General features: G+C 61.2%; 19 protein-coding genes, 1 tRNA gene and 1 pseudogene (1 of these 21 running past the window's edge). 14 read left to right on the top strand and 7 right to left on the bottom strand.

Annotated elements, in window-relative coordinates; all coding sequences use genetic code 11:
- The first annotated feature begins 325 nt into the window (after nucleotides 1–325).
- Both ACVIJ6_RS05365 and ACVIJ6_RS05370 read left to right on the top strand, forming a co-directional pair.
- Nucleotides 326–6,664, top strand: coding sequence for an ATP-binding protein (locus ACVIJ6_RS05365; protein ID WP_456771811.1), 6,339 nt, complete (start codon nucleotides 326–328; stop codon nucleotides 6,662–6,664).
- Nucleotides 6,615–7,409, top strand: coding sequence for a hypothetical protein (locus tag ACVIJ6_RS05370; protein ID WP_456771812.1), 795 nt, complete (start codon nucleotides 6,615–6,617; stop codon nucleotides 7,407–7,409). The genes ACVIJ6_RS05365 and ACVIJ6_RS05370 overlap by 50 nt, the downstream gene beginning before the upstream one ends.
- Nucleotides 7,410–7,470: 61 nt before the next feature.
- On the opposite strand, the gene ACVIJ6_RS05375 is transcribed toward ACVIJ6_RS05370, so the two are convergent.
- Nucleotides 7,471–8,748: a tyrosine-type recombinase/integrase gene (locus tag ACVIJ6_RS05375; protein ID WP_456771813.1), complete on the bottom strand. Its 1,278-nt coding sequence runs from the start codon at nucleotides 8,746–8,748 to the stop codon at nucleotides 7,471–7,473.
- Between the two features lie 133 nt (nucleotides 8,749–8,881).
- Nucleotides 8,882–8,958: transfer RNA gene (locus ACVIJ6_RS05380), tRNA-Met, on the bottom strand.
- A gap of 595 nt (nucleotides 8,959–9,553) precedes the next feature.
- On the opposite strand from ACVIJ6_RS05380, the gene ACVIJ6_RS05385 reads away from it, so the two are divergent.
- Nucleotides 9,554–10,987, top strand: coding sequence for a coniferyl aldehyde dehydrogenase (locus ACVIJ6_RS05385; RefSeq protein ID WP_456771814.1), 1,434 nt, complete (start codon nucleotides 9,554–9,556; stop codon nucleotides 10,985–10,987).
- 197 nt (nucleotides 10,988–11,184) lie between these two features.
- A complete protein-coding gene (locus ACVIJ6_RS05390) occupies nucleotides 11,185–12,789 on the top strand; it encodes a GMC family oxidoreductase (protein WP_456771815.1) in 1,605 nt (534 codons plus the stop codon).
- A gap of 20 nt (nucleotides 12,790–12,809) precedes the next feature.
- On the opposite strand, the gene ACVIJ6_RS05395 is transcribed toward ACVIJ6_RS05390, so the two are convergent.
- Entirely contained in the window at nucleotides 12,810–13,571 is a 762-nt protein-coding gene (locus tag ACVIJ6_RS05395) for an SDR family NAD(P)-dependent oxidoreductase (protein WP_456771816.1), read from the bottom strand.
- Between the two features lie 112 nt (nucleotides 13,572–13,683).
- Here ACVIJ6_RS05395 and ACVIJ6_RS05400 point away from each other — a divergent pair, with 112 nt between their 5' ends.
- Complete coding sequence (locus tag ACVIJ6_RS05400; RefSeq protein ID WP_012041498.1) at nucleotides 13,684–14,199, top strand: CvpA family protein; 516 nt, start codon at nucleotides 13,684–13,686, stop codon at nucleotides 14,197–14,199.
- A 125-nt stretch (nucleotides 14,200–14,324) separates the two neighbouring features.
- Complete coding sequence (locus ACVIJ6_RS05405; protein ID WP_456771817.1) at nucleotides 14,325–15,107, top strand: SDR family oxidoreductase; 783 nt, start codon at nucleotides 14,325–14,327, stop codon at nucleotides 15,105–15,107.
- A gap of 246 nt (nucleotides 15,108–15,353) precedes the next feature.
- Here the strand turns inward: ACVIJ6_RS05405 and ACVIJ6_RS05410 are convergent, their stop codons facing one another.
- Nucleotides 15,354–16,667, bottom strand: a complete 1,314-nt coding sequence (locus ACVIJ6_RS05410) for a hypothetical protein (protein WP_456771818.1) — start codon at nucleotides 16,665–16,667, stop codon at nucleotides 15,354–15,356.
- 249 nt (nucleotides 16,668–16,916) lie between these two features.
- On the opposite strand from ACVIJ6_RS05410, the gene ACVIJ6_RS05415 reads away from it, so the two are divergent.
- Nucleotides 16,917–17,066, top strand: a complete 150-nt coding sequence (locus ACVIJ6_RS05415) for a hypothetical protein (protein ID WP_456771819.1) — start codon at nucleotides 16,917–16,919, stop codon at nucleotides 17,064–17,066.
- Here ACVIJ6_RS05415 and ACVIJ6_RS05420 read toward each other — a convergent pair.
- Nucleotides 17,053–17,508: a DUF3775 domain-containing protein gene (locus tag ACVIJ6_RS05420; RefSeq protein WP_456771820.1), complete on the bottom strand. Its 456-nt coding sequence runs from the start codon at nucleotides 17,506–17,508 to the stop codon at nucleotides 17,053–17,055. The two genes, ACVIJ6_RS05415 and ACVIJ6_RS05420, sit on opposite strands and share 14 nt — an antisense overlap.
- A 116-nt stretch (nucleotides 17,509–17,624) precedes the next feature.
- Here ACVIJ6_RS05420 and ACVIJ6_RS05425 point away from each other — a divergent pair, with 116 nt between their 5' ends.
- The 4 genes and pseudogenes from ACVIJ6_RS05425 (at nucleotide 17,625) to ACVIJ6_RS05440 (ending at nucleotide 21,046) form a co-directional block, all read left to right on the top strand.
- A complete protein-coding gene (locus tag ACVIJ6_RS05425) occupies nucleotides 17,625–18,488 on the top strand; it encodes an MBL fold metallo-hydrolase (RefSeq protein WP_456771821.1) in 864 nt (287 codons plus the stop codon).
- Between the two features lie 77 nt (nucleotides 18,489–18,565).
- Nucleotides 18,566–19,409: pseudogene (locus tag ACVIJ6_RS05430) on the top strand (fumarylacetoacetate hydrolase family protein).
- Between the two features lie 122 nt (nucleotides 19,410–19,531).
- The gene (locus ACVIJ6_RS05435) at nucleotides 19,532–20,146 is read left to right on the top strand and encodes a glutathione S-transferase family protein (protein WP_456771822.1); all 615 of its coding nucleotides are present in this window, start codon (nucleotides 19,532–19,534) and stop codon (nucleotides 20,144–20,146) included.
- A 33-nt stretch (nucleotides 20,147–20,179) separates the two neighbouring features.
- Nucleotides 20,180–21,046, top strand: a complete 867-nt coding sequence (locus tag ACVIJ6_RS05440; protein WP_456771823.1) for an MBL fold metallo-hydrolase — start codon at nucleotides 20,180–20,182, stop codon at nucleotides 21,044–21,046.
- A gap of 33 nt (nucleotides 21,047–21,079) precedes the next feature.
- Here ACVIJ6_RS05440 and ACVIJ6_RS05445 read toward each other — a convergent pair whose 3' ends face one another.
- A complete protein-coding gene (locus ACVIJ6_RS05445; RefSeq protein WP_456771824.1) occupies nucleotides 21,080–21,622 on the bottom strand; it encodes a methylated-DNA--[protein]-cysteine S-methyltransferase in 543 nt (180 codons plus the stop codon).
- A 146-nt stretch (nucleotides 21,623–21,768) separates the two neighbouring features.
- On the opposite strand from ACVIJ6_RS05445, the gene ACVIJ6_RS05450 reads away from it, so the two are divergent.
- The 3 genes from ACVIJ6_RS05450 (at nucleotide 21,769) to ACVIJ6_RS05460 (ending at nucleotide 25,280) form a co-directional block, all read left to right on the top strand.
- Nucleotides 21,769–23,025 (top strand): M20/M25/M40 family metallo-hydrolase, encoded by a 1,257-nt coding sequence (locus tag ACVIJ6_RS05450; RefSeq protein WP_456771825.1) that lies wholly within the window; start codon nucleotides 21,769–21,771, stop codon nucleotides 23,023–23,025.
- Between the two features lie 71 nt (nucleotides 23,026–23,096).
- Nucleotides 23,097–23,897 (top strand): phytanoyl-CoA dioxygenase family protein, encoded by an 801-nt coding sequence (locus tag ACVIJ6_RS05455; RefSeq protein ID WP_456771826.1) that lies wholly within the window; start codon nucleotides 23,097–23,099, stop codon nucleotides 23,895–23,897.
- A gap of 78 nt (nucleotides 23,898–23,975) precedes the next feature.
- A complete protein-coding gene (locus tag ACVIJ6_RS05460; protein WP_456776907.1) occupies nucleotides 23,976–25,280 on the top strand; it encodes an NAD(P)H-dependent oxidoreductase in 1,305 nt (434 codons plus the stop codon).
- Between the two features lie 86 nt (nucleotides 25,281–25,366).
- On the opposite strand, the gene ACVIJ6_RS05465 is transcribed toward ACVIJ6_RS05460, so the two are convergent.
- Nucleotides 25,367–25,375, bottom strand: partial view of a hypothetical protein gene (locus tag ACVIJ6_RS05465; RefSeq protein ID WP_456771827.1) — the end only. Its footprint extends 585 nt past the window's final position; 9 of the gene's 594 nt are visible here — the last part of the coding sequence; its start codon lies off the right edge, out of view — the gene reads right to left on this strand; the stop codon is at nucleotides 25,367–25,369.

Here is a 25,375-nt window from a genome sequence, read left to right on the forward strand (position 1 = left end):
CAACATTTTGTGTCGGAGCAAGAGAAATGCCGCAGTGAACGACTGGACAGAAAGCTAAACATTATTGCGCAACCATTGCATAACTGACATGAACTGATCTATGCGCTAGTATTCGATTGATTCAACCTATACGGAATGATGATTGTTTGAGACAGCAATACACTAGGCTCGGTCGTGGCTAAAACAGTCGATACGGAACGCACATCACCTGTTGGCGCAAGGGCATCCAATGCTGGGGATCAATATCAGGAGCTGTGGGCACTGCAGCAAGCCCTCGGACTCCTCGTCCCATCTACCGGGCTGACGGCCGTAACCGTTGAGGGTATTGCGTCAGAAGACGTCGACGAAGATCAAAGGGTTTGGGACGGGGTTGATTGCGCGCTCTAACTTTGGCGGCAAGAACCTAGAGACCGCGAATAGGGTTGTTATCGCCCAACACAAGTACTCGACCACTGCCCCCGAAAAGGATTGGACTATCGCGCGCCTCACGCGGAATACGAAAAAGAAGGAAGGCGACAATTCTGTCTTGAGGCGGCTGGCAGATGCATTCGGAGAAGCGGAACGCAGAATGCAGCCGACCGCCGAGTTGCAGATCCGTCTGGTCAGCAACCAAGACATTGCCTCAGAAGTGTCCGAAGCTCTCGACGCGCTGCGAACCGACGGGACGACGACCCCTAGCAACACCGTTCTAGAACATATCGATAAACTTCGAGCCTCCGCTGGGCTCAATGACGACGATCTTCGCAGCTTCGCGAAGTCTCTAGATCTCTCCGACTGCGGAAAATCGTCCCGGCGTTCCATCCGGAGTGAAATCACGAAGCATGTCGCCGACATCCTAGGTGACGACGTAAGTACTACGGTCCGCGAGCTTATGTCCTTTATCCGCGAACTCATGATGCCGGAAAAGGACCGCGAACATATCACGCGAAAAACGGTACTCGGATGGTTTGACGTAGCAGCAGACACCGGGCTTTTTCCCGCCCCCAGTGACTTCAAGATTGTCGCCAATCCTATCGACCGAGAACCTGCCCACGCGCTGCTTACGACGCTTGTGGGTGGCGTCAGACTAGTTTGCCTGCATGGAAGCGCAGGTTGCGGCAAGACCACATCATTGCTGCAGCTTCGGTCACTGCTACCATCCTCTTCAGTTTTCGTATTGTTCGACTGCTATGGCGGGGGTCGCTATTTATTCAGCACAGACCGAAGACATCTTCCGGAGCATGCGTTTACGCAGATCGCCAACGAACTGAGCCTAGATCTCGGCATTCCATTCCTCCTCGCGCGAGGTTCGAATAGTCCAATCCTTGTCCGCCGCTTTCTAGAGAGAGTTTCGCTTGCAGGCGAACTCCTGCAGAAGAGCGACCCGAATGCATTGCTAGTTGTCGGCATCGACGCTGCCGACAACTCCGTTACGGCAGCAAGGCGCTCGACGCCTCCAGAGGCATGCTTTGTGACCGAGTTGGCAAGGGCAGATATGGCTCTGTTGCCTTCTAACGTGCGGCTCGTGTTCAGTGCTCGCACCGTCCGAAAAGACAGCCTTGAACTACCCAATAACGTCAAGTTTATTTCTTGCCCTGCATTCAGCCCGCAGGAGACGGAGGCCTCCTCTAAACGCACGATCCCAACCGTAACGGCGGAGTGGATCGAGCAATTTCATGCGCTTTCCAATGGTATTCCGCGCGTCCAGGACTACGCATTCCGTGCGGGCGACAACGAACCGACCGCCACGCTGAATGCACTTCGCCCAGGAGGTAAAAACCTCGCCGACGTGCTAAGAACTCTTTTTCAAGAGGCAATCAAAAAGGCTGGAATCAGCACATCGTACGACATTCTAATGTCTTCACTTGCGGCACTGCCTGCCCCCATACCGATTGAGCATTTTGCAAAGATAGCGAACCTTCAGCCGTCCGAGGTCGTCGACTTTGTCCACGACACAAGTCCTAGTCTTCGTCTAGAAGGTGACGGCATATCCATCGCAGACGAAGACGTCGAAGATTTCATCCGCGAAGAGGGAAGAGCCCACTTACGGCAAATCAGCGAGCGCGCCTGCGATCTCTTCGCCCCCATCTTTGAGACCGATCTCTATGCCGCCGTTAATTTCGCTGATCTGCTTGTCGCAGCCGGGAGAGAACGGCAGATTCTCCCAATAATAGAAAGGCATCTGGCTCCAGCCGCTATTGCAGATCCAATAGTCCGACGTGAAATTCAGCTTCGGCGATTGCGCTTGGCTCACGCAGCCTGTAGAGCCGCAGGCGACTCCGCCGCTGTGATGAAGGTCGTTCTGCTGGGAGCTGAGGCTTCAAAAGATCAAGCATTTTTCGCCGAAGTTCTAGACAAACATCCAGATCTCTCTACCCGCTTTGCTCGCTCTTCTCTGGTCAGACTAGTCCTTTCCGATTCAGATAGCGCAAAAAAGCAAGGGCGTGTCTTGATCCAAGATGCACTGAGAGCGGCACGTTCTGGTAACAGAATTCAGGCGATCGAGCAGCTTCATTACTATCACGAATGGCTCGCGCGCTTGCGCAAAGTTCCACGGGAGCAGCGCCACGGCTGGAATATCGAAATCGATGATATTGCAGCCGACGTTGAGTGCGCAGCTCTTCTATATGGGCCGATGGAAGCCTATCGAGAGCTCACCCGTTGGACTTCGAAGCAATCACGCTTATCGGCCGCGCTTAGGCTCATTCCTCATCTCATCGCTACGGGAAAATCAGATATCTTGGAACGCGCTCTCCGTGAGCGGGTGTTACCAGTCGCTTGGGAAGCGCTGCTCCTTGTGCCTCTTGCTCTCTCAGGCGCGAGGATAGAAGCGTCCCGCTTAGAGCAATCGCTCAATGTCCTTGAGCGGACGCTAAGACCGACGCTGAGCAAGATGCCTGACGACTACACAGACAAGTGGAAATCTGAACTGCGAGAATTGCTGGTAACCGCAGGCGAAATTGGATTCTCCCTAGGCATACCTGATGCAACCACACGCAGCGTTGTAACCCTCGCCGGGCACTTGGACGCTCCACCAGACACACCATATAGCGACCTTGAAACCGACGCGCTGGATATCCCCATTCGCGCATGGGTGCTTCGTCAAACACTGGATGGCAAGCCTACATCATCAAAGGACTTTCTCGACGCAATTGATCCCCCTCCCCCACCGTCCAAGCCCGAGGCCCCGGCCACGGGTAAGAAGCGCAAGCCCACAGAGCAAGCGCACTCGCCGGGGCGGAAACTTGATGAAGAGCAGAGGCGCATCGTCGGAACAATCTTTCCAGTTTACGAAAGCCGCGTTTCTATGCTGAGCCACCGTCGCGGCAACGGCTCGGCAGACGCCGCTCAGATTGGCAATATCGGAGGTTTGGGCTCTGATGAATATATGCTCAAGCGCCCAGCCGGTATGGGTGTGAGGGCTCGCATAGCCTTGAGCGTACTTAAAATGATGCACTTAGAGGGTTTTGGTTGGCAGGACCTATTCAACAAAGCTTCCAGTCTCGCTTCCCCAAATTATGGCGATCCTTTTGGCAATCACCTCCTTCCACTCTGGCGTCTCCTACTGTTACGCCATGAAAGCAGAGATTTTGTTCTGAAATCTCTTGTCGAGCGGTCTCCACAGCTACGGTCCGCAAAAGAGCCAGCCGCGACTAAAGTTGACGCATCAATCGAGTTCAGCCGCCTTGCGCTCACATTTAGCGAACCGGATGCACGCATCTTCTACGAAGATGCGATTTCTCTCGCCCAGGAAATTGACCGCGAAGCAATCGATCAAATCGGGGTGCTCGAAGTCTTGACGGGGCACTCCTCGCATTGGGATGATAATGCAAGAGTACGCGCAGCGACGCCATTAGTTAATGCCATAACCGACATCGCTGTTCGGCTTAGAAACGAGGAAAACTTCCAGTGGGATGAGTGCATCAACTCGGTAATTCGACTGCACGGTCCAACCGCTCTCGCTGCGGTGTCTCGCTGGGCCGACCAGGGCATTGAAGGCCTACCAAAGACTCTGGAGTATTTTTTAGCAGAGGCGAGCCGCCTAAAGGAGATCTCTCCATCTATCACGGCCGCGCTATTGTCTCTTATACCAGATGCCTCAAATCAGCTTCGCCTCGACATTGTCGGTCGGCTTAAGTCTGAGGAGCAGTTACAGGCATCCGAAATCGTCGGCATTCTTGCTGATGACGTTCTGCTCTTTGAGAAGCCAACAAATATCGGCGAACGGGCTGCGGAGTTGATAGACGCGGCTTCTGCGCTAGGCTCATCATTCGATCAGGCGAGCTACCTGCGATTGGATAAGACATTCCGCTATCTCGAATCGAAGAACCTGATCGGAGAACGCCAGAAGGATCGTGAAGACAGCGGACCAGAGATCGGCGATGGCCCGTTTACAACAAAAGAATTGATTGAAGCTGAATTTGACGCCGCTCGTAAAAAGGAAGGTTACCTGGGTTCGGGACCGCTTCTAGTGAAGATGGTCGACAAGATCTCTTCGCCGGGAGATAGAGTTCCATTTCTCAATGCACTTTCCGAAAGTGACGTCGGCGATTTCGGCGAAACTCGGCGAGCCGATGCAATTTTGGCCGCTCTCGCGAAATGGAACAGCCCTTCGGTCAACAGCTGGCGGACAAACTCACTTCCAAAGGTGATTTTGCAGCGCTTCGAGGGCCTGATGGTGATGTACGGCTGGGGCAGGTACCGCTACCTGAGTGACCTTCTCTCTGCCACGCGATTAAGCGGCGCGCAGAAGCTCGGGATCTTGGCGGAAGCGTTGGAGGCGACCAGCCTTTCCCTTGGAAGCCGATCGCTGTTCATAATCTCCAAGCAGATGGCCGCGCTCCTTGAGCCTAAGGAAGCTTGGTTGATATTCGACTGGTACTTGCAACGCATCACTGCACGCGTCTCGCTTGATGAGACCGCGCTGAAGGATGTTGATATTCCCTCAGATATGGACGAGGCTCTGGGTCGACTGCTATTCGCACTTATGAGCGATGTTGATACGCGCATCAGATGGCGTGCGGCTCACGCAGCGCGGAGGCTCGCCAAACTTGGCGCAAATGACGGGATCACCGCGCTATTTGCGCAGTATTCGCGTAAAAGCGACGACGCGTTTCGAGACCCAGCGTCACCGTACTACTGGCTCGCAGCCCGGCTTTGGACTGTCATATCTGCGGCTAGGATTGCTCATGAAACGCCCGGCAGTTTGATAAACGTGCATAAGGCGATCCTGGACATTGCGTTAGACTGCGACTTTCCGCACTTCTCTATCCGCGAGTACGCGAAGTCAGCGCTCCTCGCCCTTCATGAATCTGGCGCTGCCGAGTTAGGCGCGGTTACTATTGAACGTGTCCGCCGTATTAACGCTACTCCCTTCCCTTTAGATCAACGCAAGGAACACATCGCGCCGCACCTGAAGTGGGACGACAGGAAAGGAGGGCGTTTTGATTTCGGCTATGACACCGTAGAGCACGTTCTCACGCCGCTCCTACGTTTCTTTGTTGGCCTCTCAAAGGATGAACTTTACAGCCGCCTTGACTATTGGCTGGTCGATCAGTGGGCGGCTCCCGAAAAGGCTAATCATTGGGACCGAGAACCTCGCAAAGGTCGTTACAACGAGAACCGTTGGGGTCTCCATCACTCCGATAAGGGTAGCATGCCCATTATCGAGCGCCATGGGTACTATTTGGAATCGAACGCTGTCTTATGCGTTGTCGGCGAAATGCTGCAGAAATATCCGCTTTGGCAGCCAGAGGATGAGTATTGGGGCACGTTCGGATACTGGGCTAGAAAGCAACAGCTGATGGTTCCTCCGGCTTGGCTAGCAGACTTTCGAGATCCAAAGCCCCTCGAAGATCAGCTATGGCTCGCGGGCGCCGGGAACGATGATCGCTGGGTAAGTCGTATCTCTCAAAAGGAGTTCATCTCGGCCCTATTCAACGAGAATGGCACTGACAAAAGCGTTGTAACCGTCGACGGTTCGTGGACGTCGGGATTTCCGACGCGAGAAGTCCATGCAACGCTATCCAGCGCCCTAGTTAATCCGGCGACCGCTGGTGCCCTTAGCCGTTCCTTGAGTATGAGAGAACGGCGACAGTGGCCTTATCACCTACCTCACGCTGATTCTGATCATGAATACGACGAGCGCTTTAAGGAGATGCCCTACAAGCTGGTCGGCTGGCTTACAGAAATCCGGAACGAGGAAGGCATTGATCTCAAGGATACCCTGCGTAATGGCACCAAGGGTCCAACAAAGACGCTTGGTCAACCGCTTCTGACCGAGCTTGGACTTATTGCTGATGTCCGGCCGGCGAAAGCCTGGAAGATGTCAGACACTGGCAAGGTGGTCGTGCGCGAGACGGTGTGGGCAGATCTCCCGGAAAGATATGACGATGGACGCTCATATCGGCAACGAGAGACCAAATCTGAGGGAAACCGCCTACAGATTGATGTCGACGTGCTAATGTCCTTCCTTAAGAAGCAGCAGATGAGCTTGATCGTCGGCGTTCACTTGGAACGGAGGCTAGAGGAAGAATACGGGGGGAGATACGATGACAAAACTAAAAAAAGGAAGGCGTTCGAGCAGTTCTTCATCTTCCGGACAGACGGCACAATCGAAAACCACGAAGGAGCTATTGGCACTTGGTGGAAAGCTCGTCGAACAGTTCAAGCTCAAAGCCGATGAAGACACGCTCGGGCAATGGATCGCTCATCACCTCGCTGAAAAGCTGTTAGCCCACAAGAGCGCTGCGGGACCGGCTAAAGCCACCCTGGAAGCGGAGCTAGTCGATACTATTCTCAAGCTTTGGAAGCACCGCGCATATTATCCTCGCGGTACAAAGCCGTTCGAGGGATACGACGCGGTATTGCGCGCTCTTGAGAGCTTTGACCCCAAGCCGGACAATGGTCGATACTTCTTCTACCCCGCAGCCGACGAGCTGACGAAAAGCGCCACTCCCACTGCGCAAGCGTGGATTGATATGGCAAAAATGATCGATCGTGGCGCCCGCGCGATGATCAACATCTGCTTCCAGCAAGCAGCGCGGGCGTCGCAACAGCCGGATGAGACTTGGATCTCTGCTGCACAAGTGCTTGCAGAAGAAGCTGATCGGGACGTCATCGTAGTGAAGTATGTCAAAACGCTACAGGATGACGAGCAGAGCGTCGATTCTACTGATTTTGAAATGGAGCGGTTGAAACAAAAACGCAAAGATATCGCTCAGTTCGTCCGCGCTGGAATATCGTTGTTACAATTGATCGATGAACGGTTGAAAAACGGCGACAAGTCTGAGGACATCACAGAGCTTAAGAGCGAGAAGTCTTCGGCTTCGTCAAAGTCAAAGGCGAAAGTTTCAAGGAAGCGTCCTTCAAAGAAATCCGCAAAGAAAAAGAGCGCCTTCGCGCCAAAGCGAGCCCCTACGGGCTCGTAGAGCGGGCCCTACGGCCCTTCAAGGGACGGCTCCGATCACCGATCTCCGCTGTTCCGTCCCTCTACAGGTGCTCCGCAACATCAGGATCAACCGCCCCCTCATAAACATCAGACAATGATTTTGCGTCCTTCTTGCCCTTCCGGGCCTTAGACCGCCTGACGTTGATCATCGAGGCATCGAGCATGTTCTTGATGTGCGCCGCATAGAACTTCTCGATCATCTCGACACTCGTGCGGCAGTTCTTGGCAATCTGATAAACATCGGCACCCTCCATCAACCGCATGCAGATGTAGGTATGCCGCAGACTGTAAGCAGTACGCGGCTTGCTATCGCGATCCAACTTCAACTCGCACTTCTCAAGCAACCGATTGAATTGCCCGATGTGGTTCCCCGGAAAGACAGGATCAGTCGACTGAGGATACTGAGGCGGCGCCGCCGGACGCGGACGACGGAGCCGCTCCCGCACCCTGCCCTGCGGCACATACTTTGCCCGGCTGAGCAGCCGCTCGTACGGCACCACCGCCATCGGCGTACTCTTGCAATAGCCGACACCTCTCTTCCCGCGCACCTCGATCTCCAGGATTTTCTGGCCGCGAGGCCCCTCCTCCACGATCTTGACGTCGCGGTGCTGAAGGTTCTTGGCCTCATCCGGCCGAAGGCCGGTATTGCCCATGAAGAGCACGTAGTCGTGCAACTGCTCGGAGTCCCATTTGTGCTGCGGCTGGGCCTGCTTCATGTGCTCGCGGGTGGATTCGTAGAGCTTCTTGTATTCCTCCGGACTGAACCACGGCCGGTGCACCACCTTCCCTTGCGATTTATAAGGCGGCGAGAAATCCGGCAGGTGCGCCAGCCATTCGTGCCGAATGGCGGTCTTGAGCACCTGGCGGATGGTGACCACCTCGTCGTGGATCGTACTGCGCGCCGGAGGCTTGCCGCCCTCTGCGGTCGAGATCCGGTGAACCCGATATTCCTGAACCTTGCCGGGCGTGATCTCCGAGAGCCCCATGCTGCCGAAGTACGGCAGCAGGTGCAGCCGCAGACGATCACGGTAGCCTCTCACCCACTTGGGGCTCCGCTGCCCCTCGGTGATAATCTCGTACTCTTTCAGGAACTGTTCGGCGGCCTGCTTGAAGGTTTTTTCATTTTTCAGCATCCCCGCCCGGGATTTGCCTCGCAGGGCCAGATACCAGTCTTCCGCGAACTGCTTGGCGAGGACGAGGTCGTCCTCGCCGGTCGTGGCCCGATATTGGCGGCCGTCAATGGAGGCTGAGCAATGCCAGGTCCGGCCTCCACGCCTGTAGACCTGGACCAGTCCTCCAACGAGCTCGTGACGAGACATCTCGCACCTCCCTCAACCAAGGATAGCGCGAGTTTTCCGACCAGTCGAATTTTGTGCTTGGCCTGTGCTAGGGCCATTTACCAAAAATTAAAGGGTTGGCTTTTGGCCAACCCTTTGAACTTACTAGAATATTTGGTTGCGGGGATAGGATTTGAACCTATGACCTTCAGGTTATGAGCCTGACGAGCTACCGGGCTGCTCCACCCCGCGTTAACTGATGCGACCCTTCAAGAATTGCCGGTTGTTCCTGGCTGACGCTTGGGAGCGCCGCCGATACATCCCAAAGGCTTCCTGAGAAGGCTTGAGCCCGTTGGCCGGGCCGACCATCGGGTGCGAGCGGTATGTACCAATGCGAGGCGGGTTTGGAAAGGGCTTTCGACAAAGTTTTTTTGCGGGATTATGACACCTGCCCCGCCGGCCGAGATGCCGGAAAAAGTCGATTTGAATCAATCGCTTGTTATGACGCCAAAGAATCGAAACCGGTTTTCCGAAAAGATCATGCTCGGACAGGGACACGATCACCATGCGCTTCTGTGGAAACGCTGCGTGATCGAATGGACGTCCGGTGTTCGCTCCTTGGCGAACGGGCCGGACGCAGCCACAGGAGACAAACCAGAGTTCCACCCGGACACCGGAAGATCGCGCCGTCCCTCGGAAGCCCGCGCATCCTCGCGACGCGTTCGCAACTATATCGCGACGGAAACGGCGGCCGCACGCTTGCCAAGGGTTTCGCAACACGGCAGCTTTACGCGATGAACGAGAACGACGGCCGAAGCGCCGCCGCAGGACACCCGAGGAGACGTCCATGGATCAGTCCCTGAAGAGCCCCCCGGTTCTGGCGCTCGACGACACCTTCCATGCCATGATCGAGGCGTCGCGCAGCGCGCCGCCGCCCAGCATGGCCGCACGGCTCGACAGCCTGAGACGGCTGCGAACGATGCTGGCGGACAATGAGACGCGCCTGGAGCAGGCGATCTCGGCCGATTTCGGCCATCGCTGCACGGTCGAGACCACGATCGCGGAGACCCTGTTTCTGCAGGCCGAGATCAAGCACACGCTGAAGCTGCTGCCGCGCTGGATGGCGCCGCGGCGGATCGCGACCGCGCTGCAGTTCTGGCCCGCCCGCAACCGCCTGCTGCCGCAGCCTCTCGGCGTGGTCGGCATCATCGCGCCCTGGAACTATCCGCTGCAGTTGACGCTCGCGCCCGCCATCGGCGCCATCGCCGCCGGCAATCGCGTCCTGATCAAGCCGAGCGAGCTGACACCGCGTTTCGCGGCCCTGCTGCGGGAGCTCATCGCCGCGCATTTCGACCCGACCGTCCTCTCCGTCACCGGGATCGAGGATGGCATCGCGCAGGCCTTCGCCGCGCTGCCGTTCGATCATCTGGTATTCACCGGCTCGACCCGGGTCGGCCGCATCGTCGCGGAGGCCGCGGGGCGCAATCTGACACCGGTCACGCTCGAGCTCGGCGGCAAGTCGCCGACCATCGTCGACGTCTCGGCCGACCTCGATCAGGCTGCCGAGCGCATCGCCTATGCCAAGCTGCTCAATGCCGGCCAGACCTGCATCGCGCCGGACTATGTGTTCGTGCCCGAGCCGCAGCGCGACGCGTTCGCCGGCCAGCTCCACCGCAACATGCTGCAGATGTTCGGCACCAATCCGGCCAACAACGACTACACCTCGATCATCTCCGACCGCCATTATGCGCGGCTGGAGGGATTGCTACGGGACGCGATCGCCCGCGGCGCCAAGCCGCTGAGCGCGACCAGCCCGGAAGACCCCGCCTGGAAGAAACTGCGCAAATTCCCGCCCACCGTGCTGGTCGGCGCGACACCCGACATGGCGATCATGCAGGAGGAGATCTTCGGGCCCCTGCTGCCCGTGATGACCTATCGCGCTGCCGACGAGGTGATCCGCTATATCAACGCCCATGACCGGCCGCTGGCGCTGTACTGGTTCGGTCGGGACGACGCGGCCCGCGAAGCCGTGCTGGCGCGCACCGTCTCCGGTGGCGTGACGATCAACGACTGCCTGTTGCATTTCGCCCAGATGAATCAGCCCATGGGCGGCGTCGGCGCCTCCGGCATCGGGCATTACCACGGCGAATGGGGCTTCAACAGCTTCAGCAAGTTGAAGCCGGTGTTCTACCGCTCGCCCTTCAACCGCATGAAGGATCTCTATCCGCCCTATGGCACCAGCATCGCCCGGATCGAGAAGCTGCTGCGGCTGCTGAGCTGAACGCCTTGACCGCATCGCGCCGGGTACACCTGGCGTGACCCCCCGGAATCCGCAGGCGAGCCTGCGAACATCCTCCGCGTGATCCGGCGGCCGCTCGGCACATCAATGGCCTTGCCATCCGCATGCGCATCGCCCCGGAACGACATCCAACAACAAGCAAGACAACATCAGGGCAAGACAACATCAGGGAGAGACGCGTGACGGACGAGGTCGATTTCATCGTCGTGGGTGGCGGCAGCGGCGGGGCGACGGTTGCCGGGCGGTTATCGGAGGATCCGGCGACGTCGGTCGCGCTGCTCGACGCCGGCGGACGCAACGACAATTGGATCGTCACGACGCCCTATATGCTGTTCCTGATGGTCGCCGGTCCGGTCAATAATTGGTCGTTCACGACGGTGCCGCAGAAGGGTCTGAACGGCCGCATCGGCTATCAGCCGCGCGGCCGCGGACTCGGCGGCTCATCCGCCATCAACGCCATGGTCTATATTCGCGGCCACCGCGCCGACTACGACCATTGGGCCGCGCTCGGCAATGCCGGCTGGTCCTATGACGACGTGCTGCCCTATTTCAAACGGGCGGAGAACAATGCGGATTTCAACGGCGCCTATCACGGCCAATCCGGGCCGCTGCCGGTCAACCGCCTGCGCACCGACAATCCGGTGCATGAGATCTTCCTGCAGGCCGCCCGCGAGGCGCAATTTCCGCTCCGTGACGATTTCAATGCCGAGACCCAGGAAGGTCTCGGCATGTATCAGGTCACGCAGCGCAACGGCGAGCGCTGGAGTGCTGCACGCGCCTACATCCAGCCGCATCTCGGCACGCGGCGCAATCTCCGGGTCGAGACCGCGGCGCAGGCCTCGCTGATCCTGTTCGACGGCAAGCGCGCGGTCGGCGTCAAATATCGCCAGGGCAAGGAGGTCAAGGAGATCCGCTGCCGGCGCGAGGTGATCCTGGCCTCCGGCGCGTTTCAGACACCGCAGCTCTTGATGCTCTCTGGCGTCGGCGACGCCGCCGTCTTGTCGCGGCTCGGCATCGCCACCTTGCATGATCTGCCGGGCGTCGGACAGAACCTCCAGGACCATCCCGACTTCATCTTTGCCTATCTCTCGGACAACCCGAACTTCTCGTCATTGTCGCCCCAGGGCATCAGCCGCCTGCTGCGCGGAGCGCTGCAATATCGCCGCGAGCGGCGCGGGCCGATCACCTCGAACTTCGCCGAATGCGGCGGCTTCCTGAAGACCCGCCCCGACCTCGATAGTCCAGACATCCAGCTCCATTTCGGCATGGCCGTCACCGACGATCACGGCCGCAAGCGCCATGGCAATGGCTTCTCCTGCCATTTTTGTCTGCTGCGGCCCAGGAGCCGCGGCACGGTCACGCTGAAGAACGCCGACCCGCTGACGGCGCCGCTGATCGATCCGAACTTCCTGGGTGAGGAGCAGGACCTCGAGGCCATGGTCGCCGGTTACAAGACCACGCAGCGGCTGATGGAGACGCCGGCCATGCGCAGCCTCGGCAAGCGCGATCTGTTCACCTCCGAGGTCAGGAACGATGACGACATCCGCGCCATCCTGCGCAGTCGCGTCGATACCGTCTATCACCCGGTCGGCACCTGCAAGATGGGCGTCGATGATCCGCTGGCGGTGGTCGATCCGCAACTGAGGGTCCGCGGCCTCGCCGGGCTGCGCGTGGTCGACGCCTCGATCATGCCGACCTTGATCGGGGGCAACACCAATGCACCAACGATCATGATCGGCGAGAAGGCCGCCGACATGATCAAGAGCGAGCTACGCGGCGCCTGATCGGCTTCGACTGGAGCCAATCAGGTCAGCAGGAATCCGCCATCGACGGTGACCACGCTGCCGGTCATGTAGCGTGAGGCGGGAGAGGCCAGCAGCATGATGGCGCCGTCGAGATCGCTCTCACGGCCGACGCGCCGCTGTGGAATGCGCTTGATCAACTTCTCGCCCGCGGGCGTCTCCCAGACGTCATGGTTGATGTCAGTGTCGATGTAACCCGGCGCCAGCGCGTTGACGCGGATGTCGCTGGCGGCGAGCTCCAGCGCCAGCGCCTTGGTCGCCTGAACGACCCCCGCCTTCGAAATCGCGTAGGGTGCAATGAACTTCACGACGCTGAAGCCGAGCACCGATGCGATGTTGATGATATTGCCGCCGCTCTTGCGTGCGATCATCCGACGCGCCACTTCGGTTGCCGCGAAATAAGCGCCCTTCAGATTGGCGCCGATCACCGCGTCCCAATCCGCCTCGCTCTGCTCGACCGCCAGCTTCTCGACCGCAATGCCGGCATTGTTGACCAGCACCGTGATCGGGCCCATCGCCGCCTCGGCTGCATCCAGCCCCTTGGCGATCGATGCCGCGCTCGTCACATCCATCTCGACGGCAACTGCGCGACCGCCCTCGGCCTTGATCTCGTCCTCGAGCGCCTTGAGCTTACCGGTCTGCCGCGCAGCCAATGCGACCGCGGCGCCGTGCGCCGACAGCACGCGTGCGAACTGCCGGCCAAGACCCTGGCTCGCGCCGGTGATCAGGATCACTTGCCGGCTGACGTCGAACAGGTCGGACATGACATTCCCCTTGGGTTTCCTCGTTTGTTGCGGCGCATTTGATACAGACGATTTGAAGGAGGGCAAACCGGAATTGTTTACCGGCTCCACCTACAACCAAAGCGAAACAATGATGAACGCCTTCGACCTCGCCGCTTGTGTCGGACTGGTGATCGCCGTCTATAGCGGCTTTTCGACCGGGCTGTTGCGCAGCGCCATCACGATTCTTGCGTATCTTTTGGCGATGCCGCTGGCGATGGGGGCCGTCGCAGCGATGAGCCCGCAGCTCAGAGATGTCCATGGCGTGCCGTTGGCGCAGGGCTGGCTGCAGTTCTTCGCTGCGTTCGTCGTCATCGGCGTCGCCCTGGGCAAGATCGGTCGCATCCTCCTGGATCAGGCGATCGGTTCCGAAGCCGGCTTCGGCGACCGGCTCGCCGGTGCGCTGCTTGGCGCCGTGCGCGTGGGCATGGTGGCGACCACGCTCGTCCTTGTGTTCGACAAGATCGTCCCACCGGAGCGCCAGCCTCGTTTCCTCGAAGGCTCGCGGTTGCGGCCGCTGCTCTCGCTCGCAGGCGCGAAGGGCTTCCGCTCGCTGCCGCCCGAGGTGGCCGGCCTGATCGATCGTCTCAAGCAGGAACGGCGCATCTGATCACCGGCGCAGCGGCGAGCCATGCAATTCGGCACAGCCCGGTTGCTCTTATCAGCGACAGCGGGCTTGGCTAGAATGCCGCCATCATCGTTTCTGTTTCACTGACAATTTCGGAGTCATTAATCGTGGATCTCGGGATCAAGGGCCGCCGCGCCATCGTCTGCGCCTCCAGCAAGGGGCTGGGCCGCGCCTGCGCCATCGCACTCGCCAATGAAGGCGTCCATGTCACGATCACCGCGCGCGGCGCCGAGGCGCTGGCCAAGACCGCGGCCGACATTCGCGCGGCCCATCCGGACATCACCGTGACCGAGGTGGTCGGCGACATCACGACGCCGGAGGGCCGCGCCGCTGTCCTCAAGGCGTGCCCGGATCCGGACATACTGATCAACAATGCCGGCGGCCCGCCGCCCGGCGACTTCCGCAACTGGACCCGCGACGATTGGATCAAGGCGCTCGATGCCAACATGTTGACGCCGATCGAGCTGATCAAGGCGACCGTCGACGGCATGATGGCGCGCAAGTTCGGCCGCATCGTCAACATCACCTCGGCCGCGGTGAAGGCGCCGATCGACATTCTCGGCCTCTCCAACGGGGCCCGCGCCGGCCTCACCGGTTTCGTCGCCGGCCTGTCGCGCAAGACCGTGATCAACAACGTGACCATCAACGCGCTGCTGCCGGGCCCGTTCGAGACCGACCGCCTGATCGGCACCGCCAGGATCGAGTCCGAGCGCCGCGGTATTCCGCCCGAGCAGATCCTGGCCGAGCGCGCCAAGACCAACCCCGCCGGCCGCTTCGGCGATCCCGAAGAATTCGGCCTCGCCTGCGCCTTCCTGTGCGGCGCCAAGGCCGGCTACATCACGGGGCAGAACATCCTGCTGGACGGGGGCGCCTTCCCGGGCACGCTGTAATCGGGCGCCTCCAGATGACGATCAACCGTTGCGAGGAGGGGAGGTTTTCGCCCCTCCCCGCTGCGCGCCACGACGCGTCAGCCACATCGTGCGTGGAGGGCTTATCGAGCACCTCGCTCTGGTTGCCGCCGAAGATCCGCTCCGTACTGCACGACGCAGGGCACGGTTGGCCACCGCGTCGCCAACAGCGCGACCGACCGCATCGTCGCAGTACATTCTCGCCCGCCCATCTTCGCGAGACTGACGTCAATAGTTCGACAGATCGAACTGATAGATGCCGGACGTCCCGTCGCTCAAGAGAAGACAGCCGACGAGCTGGCCACCGACGAAGCAGCCTTGTTGTAGGTAGATGTTGCTGAACTGCGCGCTGCCAAGCTTATCGTTGGAATCGAGGATTTTGGCCGACTGCCCGGTCTTCGCGTTCCAAACGAAGAGGCCTATCACCTCGCCAAAGCCTTGCGTCGGGAAATAAGCCCCCGTGAAGACCACGCGTGTTCCGTCGCAGACCGGTGGTGTCGCAAATTCGTTGCCGTCGAATTGACCGCCACCTCCGGGAATTTCCTGCATATTGGTGGCAATAAGAACGGGCGTGCTGGTCGGTGACGGCTGCGGGAGGGCGACCAGTCCGGTGGAGATGTCCTGTTGAGAATCGAGGAGGCCGACATTGAAGGCAAGCAGTTGTTCGGCGTAGGCGATCTCGGTCCAGAAGGTTCCTGCGCCGGTCGCAATCGTATAGGTGCCGATCGCCTGCCCTGCCCAGGCCACGAGCTCCAAGCCTGCGGCACCGTAACAAAAAATTCCTTCGTTTCCGCTCGTGCCGGTCTGCAGACCGCAGACGAAGAGTTGGGTCACCGGCAGGAGCGGCCGCTGCTGGCTGTTGCTCAGGTTCGCGATCTGGATGCCCGACGGCGTTGCGGCGGTCGTGATATCGAGCACTTGTGCCGGACCGTCAGTGCCACCCGTGACCGGAACAGCATAGACGCCCGGCGGAGGCGTATTGCTTGCGCCCGCGGCAGAGAAATACACTGCTCCGAGCGACGAAACGGTCGGCTGGCTGAATTGACCGCCGGCAAAGAGGCCCGTGGAATTGTCCACGATATCGCTCGCGCTCAACGATTGAGTCTTGAGATCAAATTTGAAGATGCCTGCCAGGTTCTGCGGCCAGTTGGCGGCGAAGAAGATCACTTGGTTGCCGATCACCGCCGGCCTCGGCGTCGACAACTCATTGCCGCAATATGAAAGCTGCCCGGAAACACTTTGCACATACGCGTCGGGCTGGTCATCCTGCGCGCTCGTCGGCGGTCCCTGGAGTTGCGGAATGGTCGTGTGATTGTCGGACACGGTGACGAGGGAGCCGTCGCTCATGACAGCATACAGACCTTCGTAGGTCTGGTTGGAGCCACAGAACACGACGGTGGAGCCGTCGAAGACTGGAGGCTGAAACTCCTGAAACGTGCTGCCGCTGTTCGGGAGCGGAGTGTTCGTATCGACGAGTTTCTTGTAGGTGTATTTTGCGGCGCCGCCGCTAGGCGGATGTTTGGTCGAATAGTGATCAGTCATCGGCTTATCTCCCCCGGGCCACGCTCGAATCACAATCAATGATTGTGCAAAATTATTACACATCAAATAGTAGAATAACAGGATCTTCGACGTGGCTTCATCGCCAGCGGCCAAGAGCCACTATGGGAGATGCGCATTCAATGAACGGGCGGCGGCCTCCGCTTCATCCTGCCGCAGGCGACGCCCCAGCCGATCCGTGCAACGCCCTGGCTCACGCCCGATTTCGCCACCGGCGAAGGCAAGCTCGAGATGTCCATCCACACCCTGATGCTGGCGATCCCGACCCGGCGCATCCTGGTCAACACCGGCCGCGGCAATGACGAGCAGGATGAAGCGGACATGCACGGTCGCGAGTTGCGCCCAGCGCGAGCCGGTTCAGCACCACCTACTGCTTCGTAATTTCATCCTCGTCGCGCTGGCTCGCGCTGGATGAGTCCGCGGTCGTGCGGCCTTCGGTCCAGTCGATGCCGAACGCATCGAGCCCCTCCGCCAGGAGGTCGCCGAGCATCGGCTCGCCGAGAAGATAGCGCGCGGTGTGGCGGTCGCGCTGGCCGGCAGCCTCGCGGCGCAGATCGTCCCACTCGTCGATATCGCCATCGCCGCGGCCGAGTCGCATCAGGGCGACCAGGTCGGTCTGCTCGTCCTCGCTCATCGCATCGATGAAGCCGGTGATCTCGCGCACGACCGGATCGTCTCCGGTATCTTCGAGCACGTCGATCATGTCATCATCAGCGGCATTGGAGCCGGAGTCGATGTCGCTCGCCTGCTCCTTGACGTCGAATTCGCGCGCCTTCTGGATGAGGAAGGCGACTTTCTCGGGCGATATGGCCAGCTCCGGCATGACACTCTCCTCCATGGACTGGCAACGACAACGCCTGTTCCCGAGAGTCGATCCATTGCGCTGGACCACGCGACGCGGCATCGTCGCCGGCATCAAGAACAAACGGGGAAAAGCGCATGCCATGGACGGTCGGCCGGGTCAGGATCACCAAATTCGTCGAACTGGAGACGGTGGGCGGCACCCGCTTCATCCTGCCGCAGGCGACGCCCGAGGCGATCCGCGCGCTGTCCTGGCTCACACCCGACTTCGCCACCGGCGAAGGCAAGCTGAAGATGTCGATCCATACCCTGGTGCTGGAGACGCCGACTCGGCGCATCCTGATCGACACCGGGCTCGGCAATGACAAGCAGGGCCGCAGCGTGCCGGTGTGGAACAACCGCACGACGCCGTTCCTGCAGATGATGAGCGATGCCGGCTTTCCGCCCGAGAGCATCGACATGGTGATCTGCACCCATCTCCATGTCGATCACGTCGGCTGGAATACGCGGTTGGTCGACGGCCGGTGGGTCCCGACCTTCGCCAAGGCGCGGTATGTGTTCGGCCGCGCCGAGTATGAGCATTGGCGCGACCAAAGCGAGGCGGCCGACGAGACGGCGACCTTCGCCGATTCCGTGCAGCCGGTCGTCGCAGCCGGTCGCGCCGACCTGGTCGCGAGCGATGCCGCAATTTGCGACGAGATCACGCTGATCCCGACGCCGGGTCACAGCCCGGGTCACGTCAGCCTGCACATCCGGTCCAACGGCGCGGAAGCCTTGCTGACCGGGGATGTCGCGCACCATCCTTGCCAGATGGCTCATCTTGATTGGAGCTCGACCGTCGATTCCGACCCGGCTCAGGCCATCGCCACGCGACAGGCGCTGTTCTCCCGCTTTGCCGACACCACCACGCTGGTGATCGGCGGCCATTTCGACGCTGGCTATATCAAGCGCGATGGCACGGCCTTCCGTTTCGAGGCAGTGCGGGGCGGCGGCAGCGCATAGCCCGCGAGGTTGAATTTCGCCCCGCCATGCTCCATGACAGGGCCCTGGAATACAGAGATGTCAGGGAGAGAAACCAGATGAAGCTTGTTCGCTACGGCGAGAAGGGCGCGGAAAAGCCGGGCCTGATCGATGCATCCGGCCAGCTGCGCGACCTGTCGGCCCATGTGAAGGACCTCGACGGTGCCGCCTATGCGCCGGAGTCGCTGAAGAAGCTCGCTGCGCTCGATCCAGCCTCGCTACCGGCCGTCGCCGGCAAGCCGCGGTTCGGCGCGCCCGTCACCGGCATTTCCAAATTCGTGGCGATCGGCCTCAACTACTCCGATCATGCCAAGGAGACCGGCAACCCGATCCCCGCCGAGCCGATTTTCTTCCTCAAGGCCAACACCGCGTTGTGCGGGCCCTATGACCAGGTCGAGAAGCCGCGCGGCTCGACCAAGCTCGACTGGGAGGTCGAGATCGCCGCCATCATCGGCACCCGCGCCAAATATGTCTCCGAGGCCGAGGCGCTGAACCACATCGCCGGTTACACGATCTGCAACGACGTCTCCGAGCGCAACTTCCAGATCGAGCGCCTGGGCCAGTGGACCAAGGGCAAGTCGCACGACACGTTCGGCCCGGTCGGCCCCTGGCTCGTCACCAAGGACGAAATCCCGGATGTGCAGAACCTGTCGATGTGGCTCGACGTCAACGGCCAGCGCCGCCAGACCGGCACCACCGCAACGATGATCTTCTCGATGGCGAAGTGCATCTCCTACGTCTCGCAGTTCATGACCTTGCTACCGGGCGACATCGTCACCACGGGCACGCCTCCCGGCGTCGGCATGGGCATGAAGCCGCCGACCTTCCTCGATGTCGGCGATGTCGTGACCCTCGGCATCGAACGCCTCGGCGAGCAGCGCCCAGGAGATCGTCGAGGTCTGAGCCTCGTACACCGTCATTGCGAGCGAAGCGAAGCAATCCAGGACCATGTGCCGCCCTGGATTGCTTCGTCGCTGACGCTCCTCGCAATGACGCCCATTATCTGCGTCGGTCAGGAAACAACGATGAAACTCACCTACTCGCCCGCCTCGCCGTTCGCCCGCAAGGTGCGGATCGCGGCCATCGAGCTTGGCCTGATCGACAAGATCGAATTCGCGCCGATGTCGGTCATGCCCGGCCAGGCGAATGATGAGTATACGAAGATCACGCCGCTGAAGAAGCTGCCGGTGCTGATCCTCGACAATGGCGACGTGATCCTGGATTCCTACGTCATCGTCGAATATCTCGACGAGCTCGCCGGCGGCAGCAGGCTGATCCCTGCCTCCGGCGCGGCGCGCTGGAAGGTGAAGAGCGAGCATTCGATGCTGCAAGGCATGCTCGATTCCATGTTGCTGTGCCGCTACGAGAACGCGGTGCGGCCGGAAGCCCTGCGCTGGCAAGCCTGGTCGGACGATCACTGGAACCGCGTCTGGGCCGGCATGGCGCGCTTCGCCGCGCAGAGCGATCTGATGACGCGGCCGTTCGATGTCGTCGCCATCGGCCTTGTCTGCGTGCTCGGCTATGCGGATTATCGCTTCGCCGATTGCGGCTGGCGCAAGGCGTTTCCGACGCTCGATGCCTTCCATCAGAAGATGCTGGAGCGGGAATCGGTGAAGATCTCGGTACCGCCGGCGGCTTGATCATTCCGGGCGCATCATTCCAAGGGACATCTCGTGGCTCTGACGTTTTCGGTTGCCGATCTCACGATTCATCGCATCATCGAGCAGGAAACCACCTTCCTGCCGGCCCGCGAGATGTTTCCGGAGCTGACGCCGGAGATGCTGGACGCCGAGCGCCGCGCGCTGCTAGCGGCCAACGCGCTCGATGCGCAGGATACGCTGATCCTGTGCTTCCAATCCTATGTGGTGAAGACGCCTGACCACACCATCCTGATCGACAGCTGCATCGGCAACGACAAGCCGCTCTCGCGGCCGGTCTGGAACATGAAGACCGATGATACCTACATGAGGGCGCTCGCCGCCGCCGGCCTGTCGGCCGACGACATCGACATCGTGATGTGCACGCATCTGCACACCGATCACGTCGGCTGGAACACCCGGCGCGACAATGGCCGCTGGGTGCCGACCTTCCCGAACGCGCGCTATCTGTTCGCGCAACGCGAATATGATTACTGGGTTGCGCAGAACGCAAAGGCCGAGGTGCCGCCGTTTCTAGACAGCGTGCTGCCGGTGGTCGAGGCCAAGCGGGCCGACATCGTCACGGACGACTTCGTCATCGGCGATCATGTCCGCCTCGTGCCCACGCCGGGACATACGCCCGGCCATGTCGCAATCGCAGTCGGCAAGGGCAAGGACGATGCGATATTCGCCGGTGATCTCATTCACTCGCCGCTGCAGCTGGCCTATCCCGAGCTGTCGCCGAAATTCGACGTCGACCCGATGCAGGCGGCCGTCACGCGGCGCACATTCCTGGAGCGCTATTGCGACACCGCGACCGTGTGCTGCACGGCGCATTTCCCTTCGCCGTCGGCCGGCCGCATCCAGCGCAAGGGCAATGGTTTCAGCTGCGAGGCGATCTGATACGCACGTGGCGGGCCCCGCCACGCGCTCACATCAATCGAACAGGCTCGGCGTGTAGTTCACCGCCGCGCCCTCGATCGCCAGCATCTTCAGCTTGGTGTCGACGCCGCCATTGGCGGAGAAGCCGCCGGGCTTGTTGCCCGCCGCGAGCACGCGATGGCAGGGCACCACGATCGGGCACGGATTGCGCCCGAGCGCCTGGCCGACCTCGCGCGACAATTCGACGCCGCCGAGCTGCTTGGCAATGTCACCATAGGTCAGGGTCCGGCCCGGCGGGATCCGGCGGGCGATGTCGTAGACGCCGCGCTGGAATGCGCTGACGCCATCGAGATCGAGCTCGATGTCGCTGAGATCATCAGGCTGCCCCGCGAGCATCGCCCTGATGCGTCCGATGACGCGCTGCACCTGCGGCGTCGGTTCAGCTTCGGTGATGCCGGCATGACGCTGCTGCATCCGGGTGCGGATCTGCGTCACGCCGCCCATCGGCAGCTGCACCGCGTTGATCCCGCGGGGTCCCCAGGCAATCGCGCAGGTGCCGATCGCGGTGTCGAACAATGCATAGAGGTGGTCTGACATGGCGGGCTCCATCGTCGCTCTGCCCCGTATCATTCGCCGGTCAAATTAGGCTTGGAGAATGTTGCGATCCACCCGGATTCTGCCAATGTCGACAGGCGCGCCGGGCCCTGGCCCGGGAGTGCGCATCGATGAAACAAGGACCCCGGATGACGCCTTTCTCCTTCCGCCTCGCAGCATTTGCCCTGCTTGCGGCCACCACCAGCCTGTCGGCCGCCCAGGCCGGCCCCGATGAGAAGATCAAGGCCGCGGCCGAGCAGGCCAAGCCGGCGGTGATCGACTCCTTGCGCGAGATGGTGCTGATCGAGTCCGGCTCGAGCGATGTGGAAGGGCTGAAGAAGATGGCCGACCTCACCGAAGGCCGGCTGAAGGCGCTCGGCGCCACCACCGAACGCCGCAAGACCACGCGTGGCGCCGGCGCCGACATGGTGATCGGCACCTTCGAGGGCACCGGCCGTCGCAAGCTGATGCTGATCGCGCATATGGACACGGTGTACCAGCCCGGCATCCTCAAGACCGAGCCGTATCATGTCGAGGGCGACCTGATCTACGGGCCGGGCATCGCCGACGACAAAGGCGGCATCGCGGTGATCCTGCACAGCCTGCAGATCCTCAAGGATATCGGCTGGCGCGACTACGCCAAGCTGACGGTCGCGTTCAATCCCGACGAGGAGGTCGGCTCGATCGGCTCCGGCGAGTTCATCGCCGAGCTGGCCGAGCAGCACGACGTCGTGCTGTCCTGCGAGCCGACCGCAGCCAAACCCGCGGCGTCGGTCGACAGCCTGCTGCTGGGCGCCAGCGGTACCGCGACGGCCACCATGCAGGTGACGGGCCGCGCCTCGCATGCCGGTGCGGCGCCCGATCGCGGCCGCAACGCGCTGATCGAGCTCTCACACCAATTGCTGCAGACGCGGGACATCGCGAAATCGATTCCGGGCACCCAGCTCAACTGGACGACGGCCGCCGCCGGCACCGTGCGCAACCAGATTCCGGAAAAGGCCAGCGCCATCGGCGACGTGCGCCTGACGGTCGCCGACGGCGTCGAGAAGCTGCAGGCCGCGCTCGACGAGACGACCAAGAGCCATCTGGTCCCCGATACCGAGGTCAAGGTGACGATCGAAAAGGGCCGTCCGCCCTTTATCGCTTCGGATCGCGGCCGCACGCTCGGCAACGAGGCGCAGGCGATCTACGCCGAGCTGGAGCGGCCGCTCGCGCTGGTCGACATGACCGGCGGCGCCACCGATGCCGGCTTCGCCAATCGCAGCGGCAAGGCCATCGTCGTCGAGAGCTTCGGCATCGCCGGCTTCAACTATCATGCGCACAACGAATACATCGACAGCACGACCATCGTGCCGCGGCTCTATCTGATGACCCGCATGCTGATCGAGCAGGGCAAGAAGATGTAGGATCTGAATGCGGAGGCAGCCCGGCAAGCAGACCGGGCGCCTCCATCAGGGAAACGAGCGAGGAGAACGCCATGAAGCTGACGCCGGAGCAGATTGCATTCTTCAACCGCGAGGGCTGGCTGTTCCTGCCTGAGCTGTTCAGTCCGGAGGAGACCGCCTTGCTGGCGCGCGAGGCCGAGGCGATCTATGCCGCTGACCGGCCGGAGGTGTGGCGCGAGAAGAGCGGCGCGCCGCGCACCGCCTTTGCGGCGCATCTCTACAACGAGGCCTTCCGCGTGCTGGCGGCGCATCCGCGCATGATCGAGCCGATCGAGCAGATCTTCGGTGAGAAGGTCTACATGCATCAGTTCAAGATCAACGCCAAATCCGCCTTCACCGGCGACGTCTGGCAATGGCATCAGGATTACGGCACCTGGAAGCGCGACGACGGCATGCCGGAACCGCGCGCGATGAACATTGCGATCTTCCTCGACGAGGTGATGCCGATCAACGGTCCCCTGATGCTGGTGCCGCGCAGCCAACATGCCGGCGATCTCGAGGCGTCGCACGATCTCGCCACCACGTCCTATCCGCTGTGGACCTTGGACGAGGCGACCGTCATGCGGCTGGTCCAGGATGGCGGCATCGTCGCGCCGACCGGCCGGCCCGGCGGCATGCTGATGTTCCACGGCAACCTCGTGCACGGCTCCGCCGGCAACATCACGCCCTACCCACGCAAGATCGTGTATCTCACGCTCAACGCGGTCTCGAACGCCATCCGCACCCCGACGCGGCCGGAGTACATCGCGCATCGCGACTTCACGCCGATCACCACGCTGCCGGACGATGCGCTGCTGCAGCTTGCAAGGGCGCATCGCGAAGCGGCGGAGTGAGCCTCACGCTTTCTCTTTCGGTCATTTCGGGGCATCGCGCAGCGCGAGCCCGGAATGACGACAACGGACAAGGTGCCCATGAACCTCCACGCCCTCCTCCAAGCCCGCAATGCCTCCGGCAAGCCCGTGCGCGTGGCGCTGATCGGCGCCGGCAAGTTCGGCTCGATGTTTCTGGCGCAGGTGCCGCATGTCGCGGGCCTTGAGGTGGCCGTGATCATCGATCTCGATCCGGAACGCGCCCGCGACGCCTGTCGCACGGTCGGCTGGGGCGCCGAGCTGATTGATCGCACCGCGTTCAGCGCCGACAGCGCGAAGGCGTTGGCCGACACGATCGATGTCGTCGTCGAGGCGACCGGCAGCCCGGCCGCCGGCATCCGCCACGCGCGCGCGGCGATCGGTGCCGGCAAGCATATCGTGATGGTCAATGTCGAGGCCGACGTGCTGGCCGGCCCGCTTCTGGCGGAAGAGGCACGCCAGGCCGGCGTGGTCTATTCGCTCGCCTATGGCGATCAGCCCGCGCTGACGGCCGAGCTCGTCGATTGGGCGCGCGCCACCGGCTTCCATGTCGTCGCGGCGGGCAAGGGCACGAAATATCTGCCGGCCTATCACGATGTCACGCCGGATGGCGTCTGGCAGCATTACGGGCTCACCGCAGGCGAGGCGCAGTCCGCCGGCATGAACCCGCAGATGTTCAATTCCTTCCTCGACGGCACCAAATCGGCGATCGAGATGGCCGCGATCGCCAATACGACCGGGCTTGACGTCCCCTCGAACGGGCTGCTGTTTCCCCCCTGCGGTGTGGATGACCTGCCCCACGTGCTGCGGCCGCGCGACCGCGGCGGCGTGCTGGAACGATCGGGCATGGTCGAGGTGGTGTCGTCGCTGGAGCGCGACGGCCGCCCGGTGTTTCGCGATCTGCGCTGGGGCGTCTATGTCGTGCTGGAAGCGCCGAACGACTACGCGGCGGATTGTTTCCGGCAATACGGCCTGAAGACGGATGCCAGCGGACGCTATGCCGCGATGTACAAGCCCTATCATCTGATCGGACTTGAGCTGAACGTTTCGGTGCTATCAGCGGCGCTGCGCAAGGAACCGACCGGCCAGCCACTCGGTTTCCGCGGCGATGTCGTCGCGGTCGCCAAGAAGGCTCTGCGCGCCGGCGAGATGCTCGACGGCGAAGGTGGCTATACGGTGTGGGGCAAGGTGCTGCCCGCCGCGACAAGTCTGCAGCTCGGCGCGCTGCCGATCGGATTGGCACATCGCGTGAACCTGACCCGCGACGTCGCGCATGGCGAGGTCGTGCGCTGGAGCGACGTCGCCATCGACACCGCCGATGAGACGTTCCGCGTACGGAAGCAGATGGAGGCGGCATTCGCGCGCTGAGCTTGCGATCCACTCGGCCAGCACGGCGCAATAAAAAAGCCCCGACCGCCGGTCGGGGCTTTCGTGATCCTGAAGGATCAGCAATATCAGTTGTC

The sequence above is a fragment of the Bradyrhizobium sp. USDA 4369 genome, from assembly GCF_054056435.1.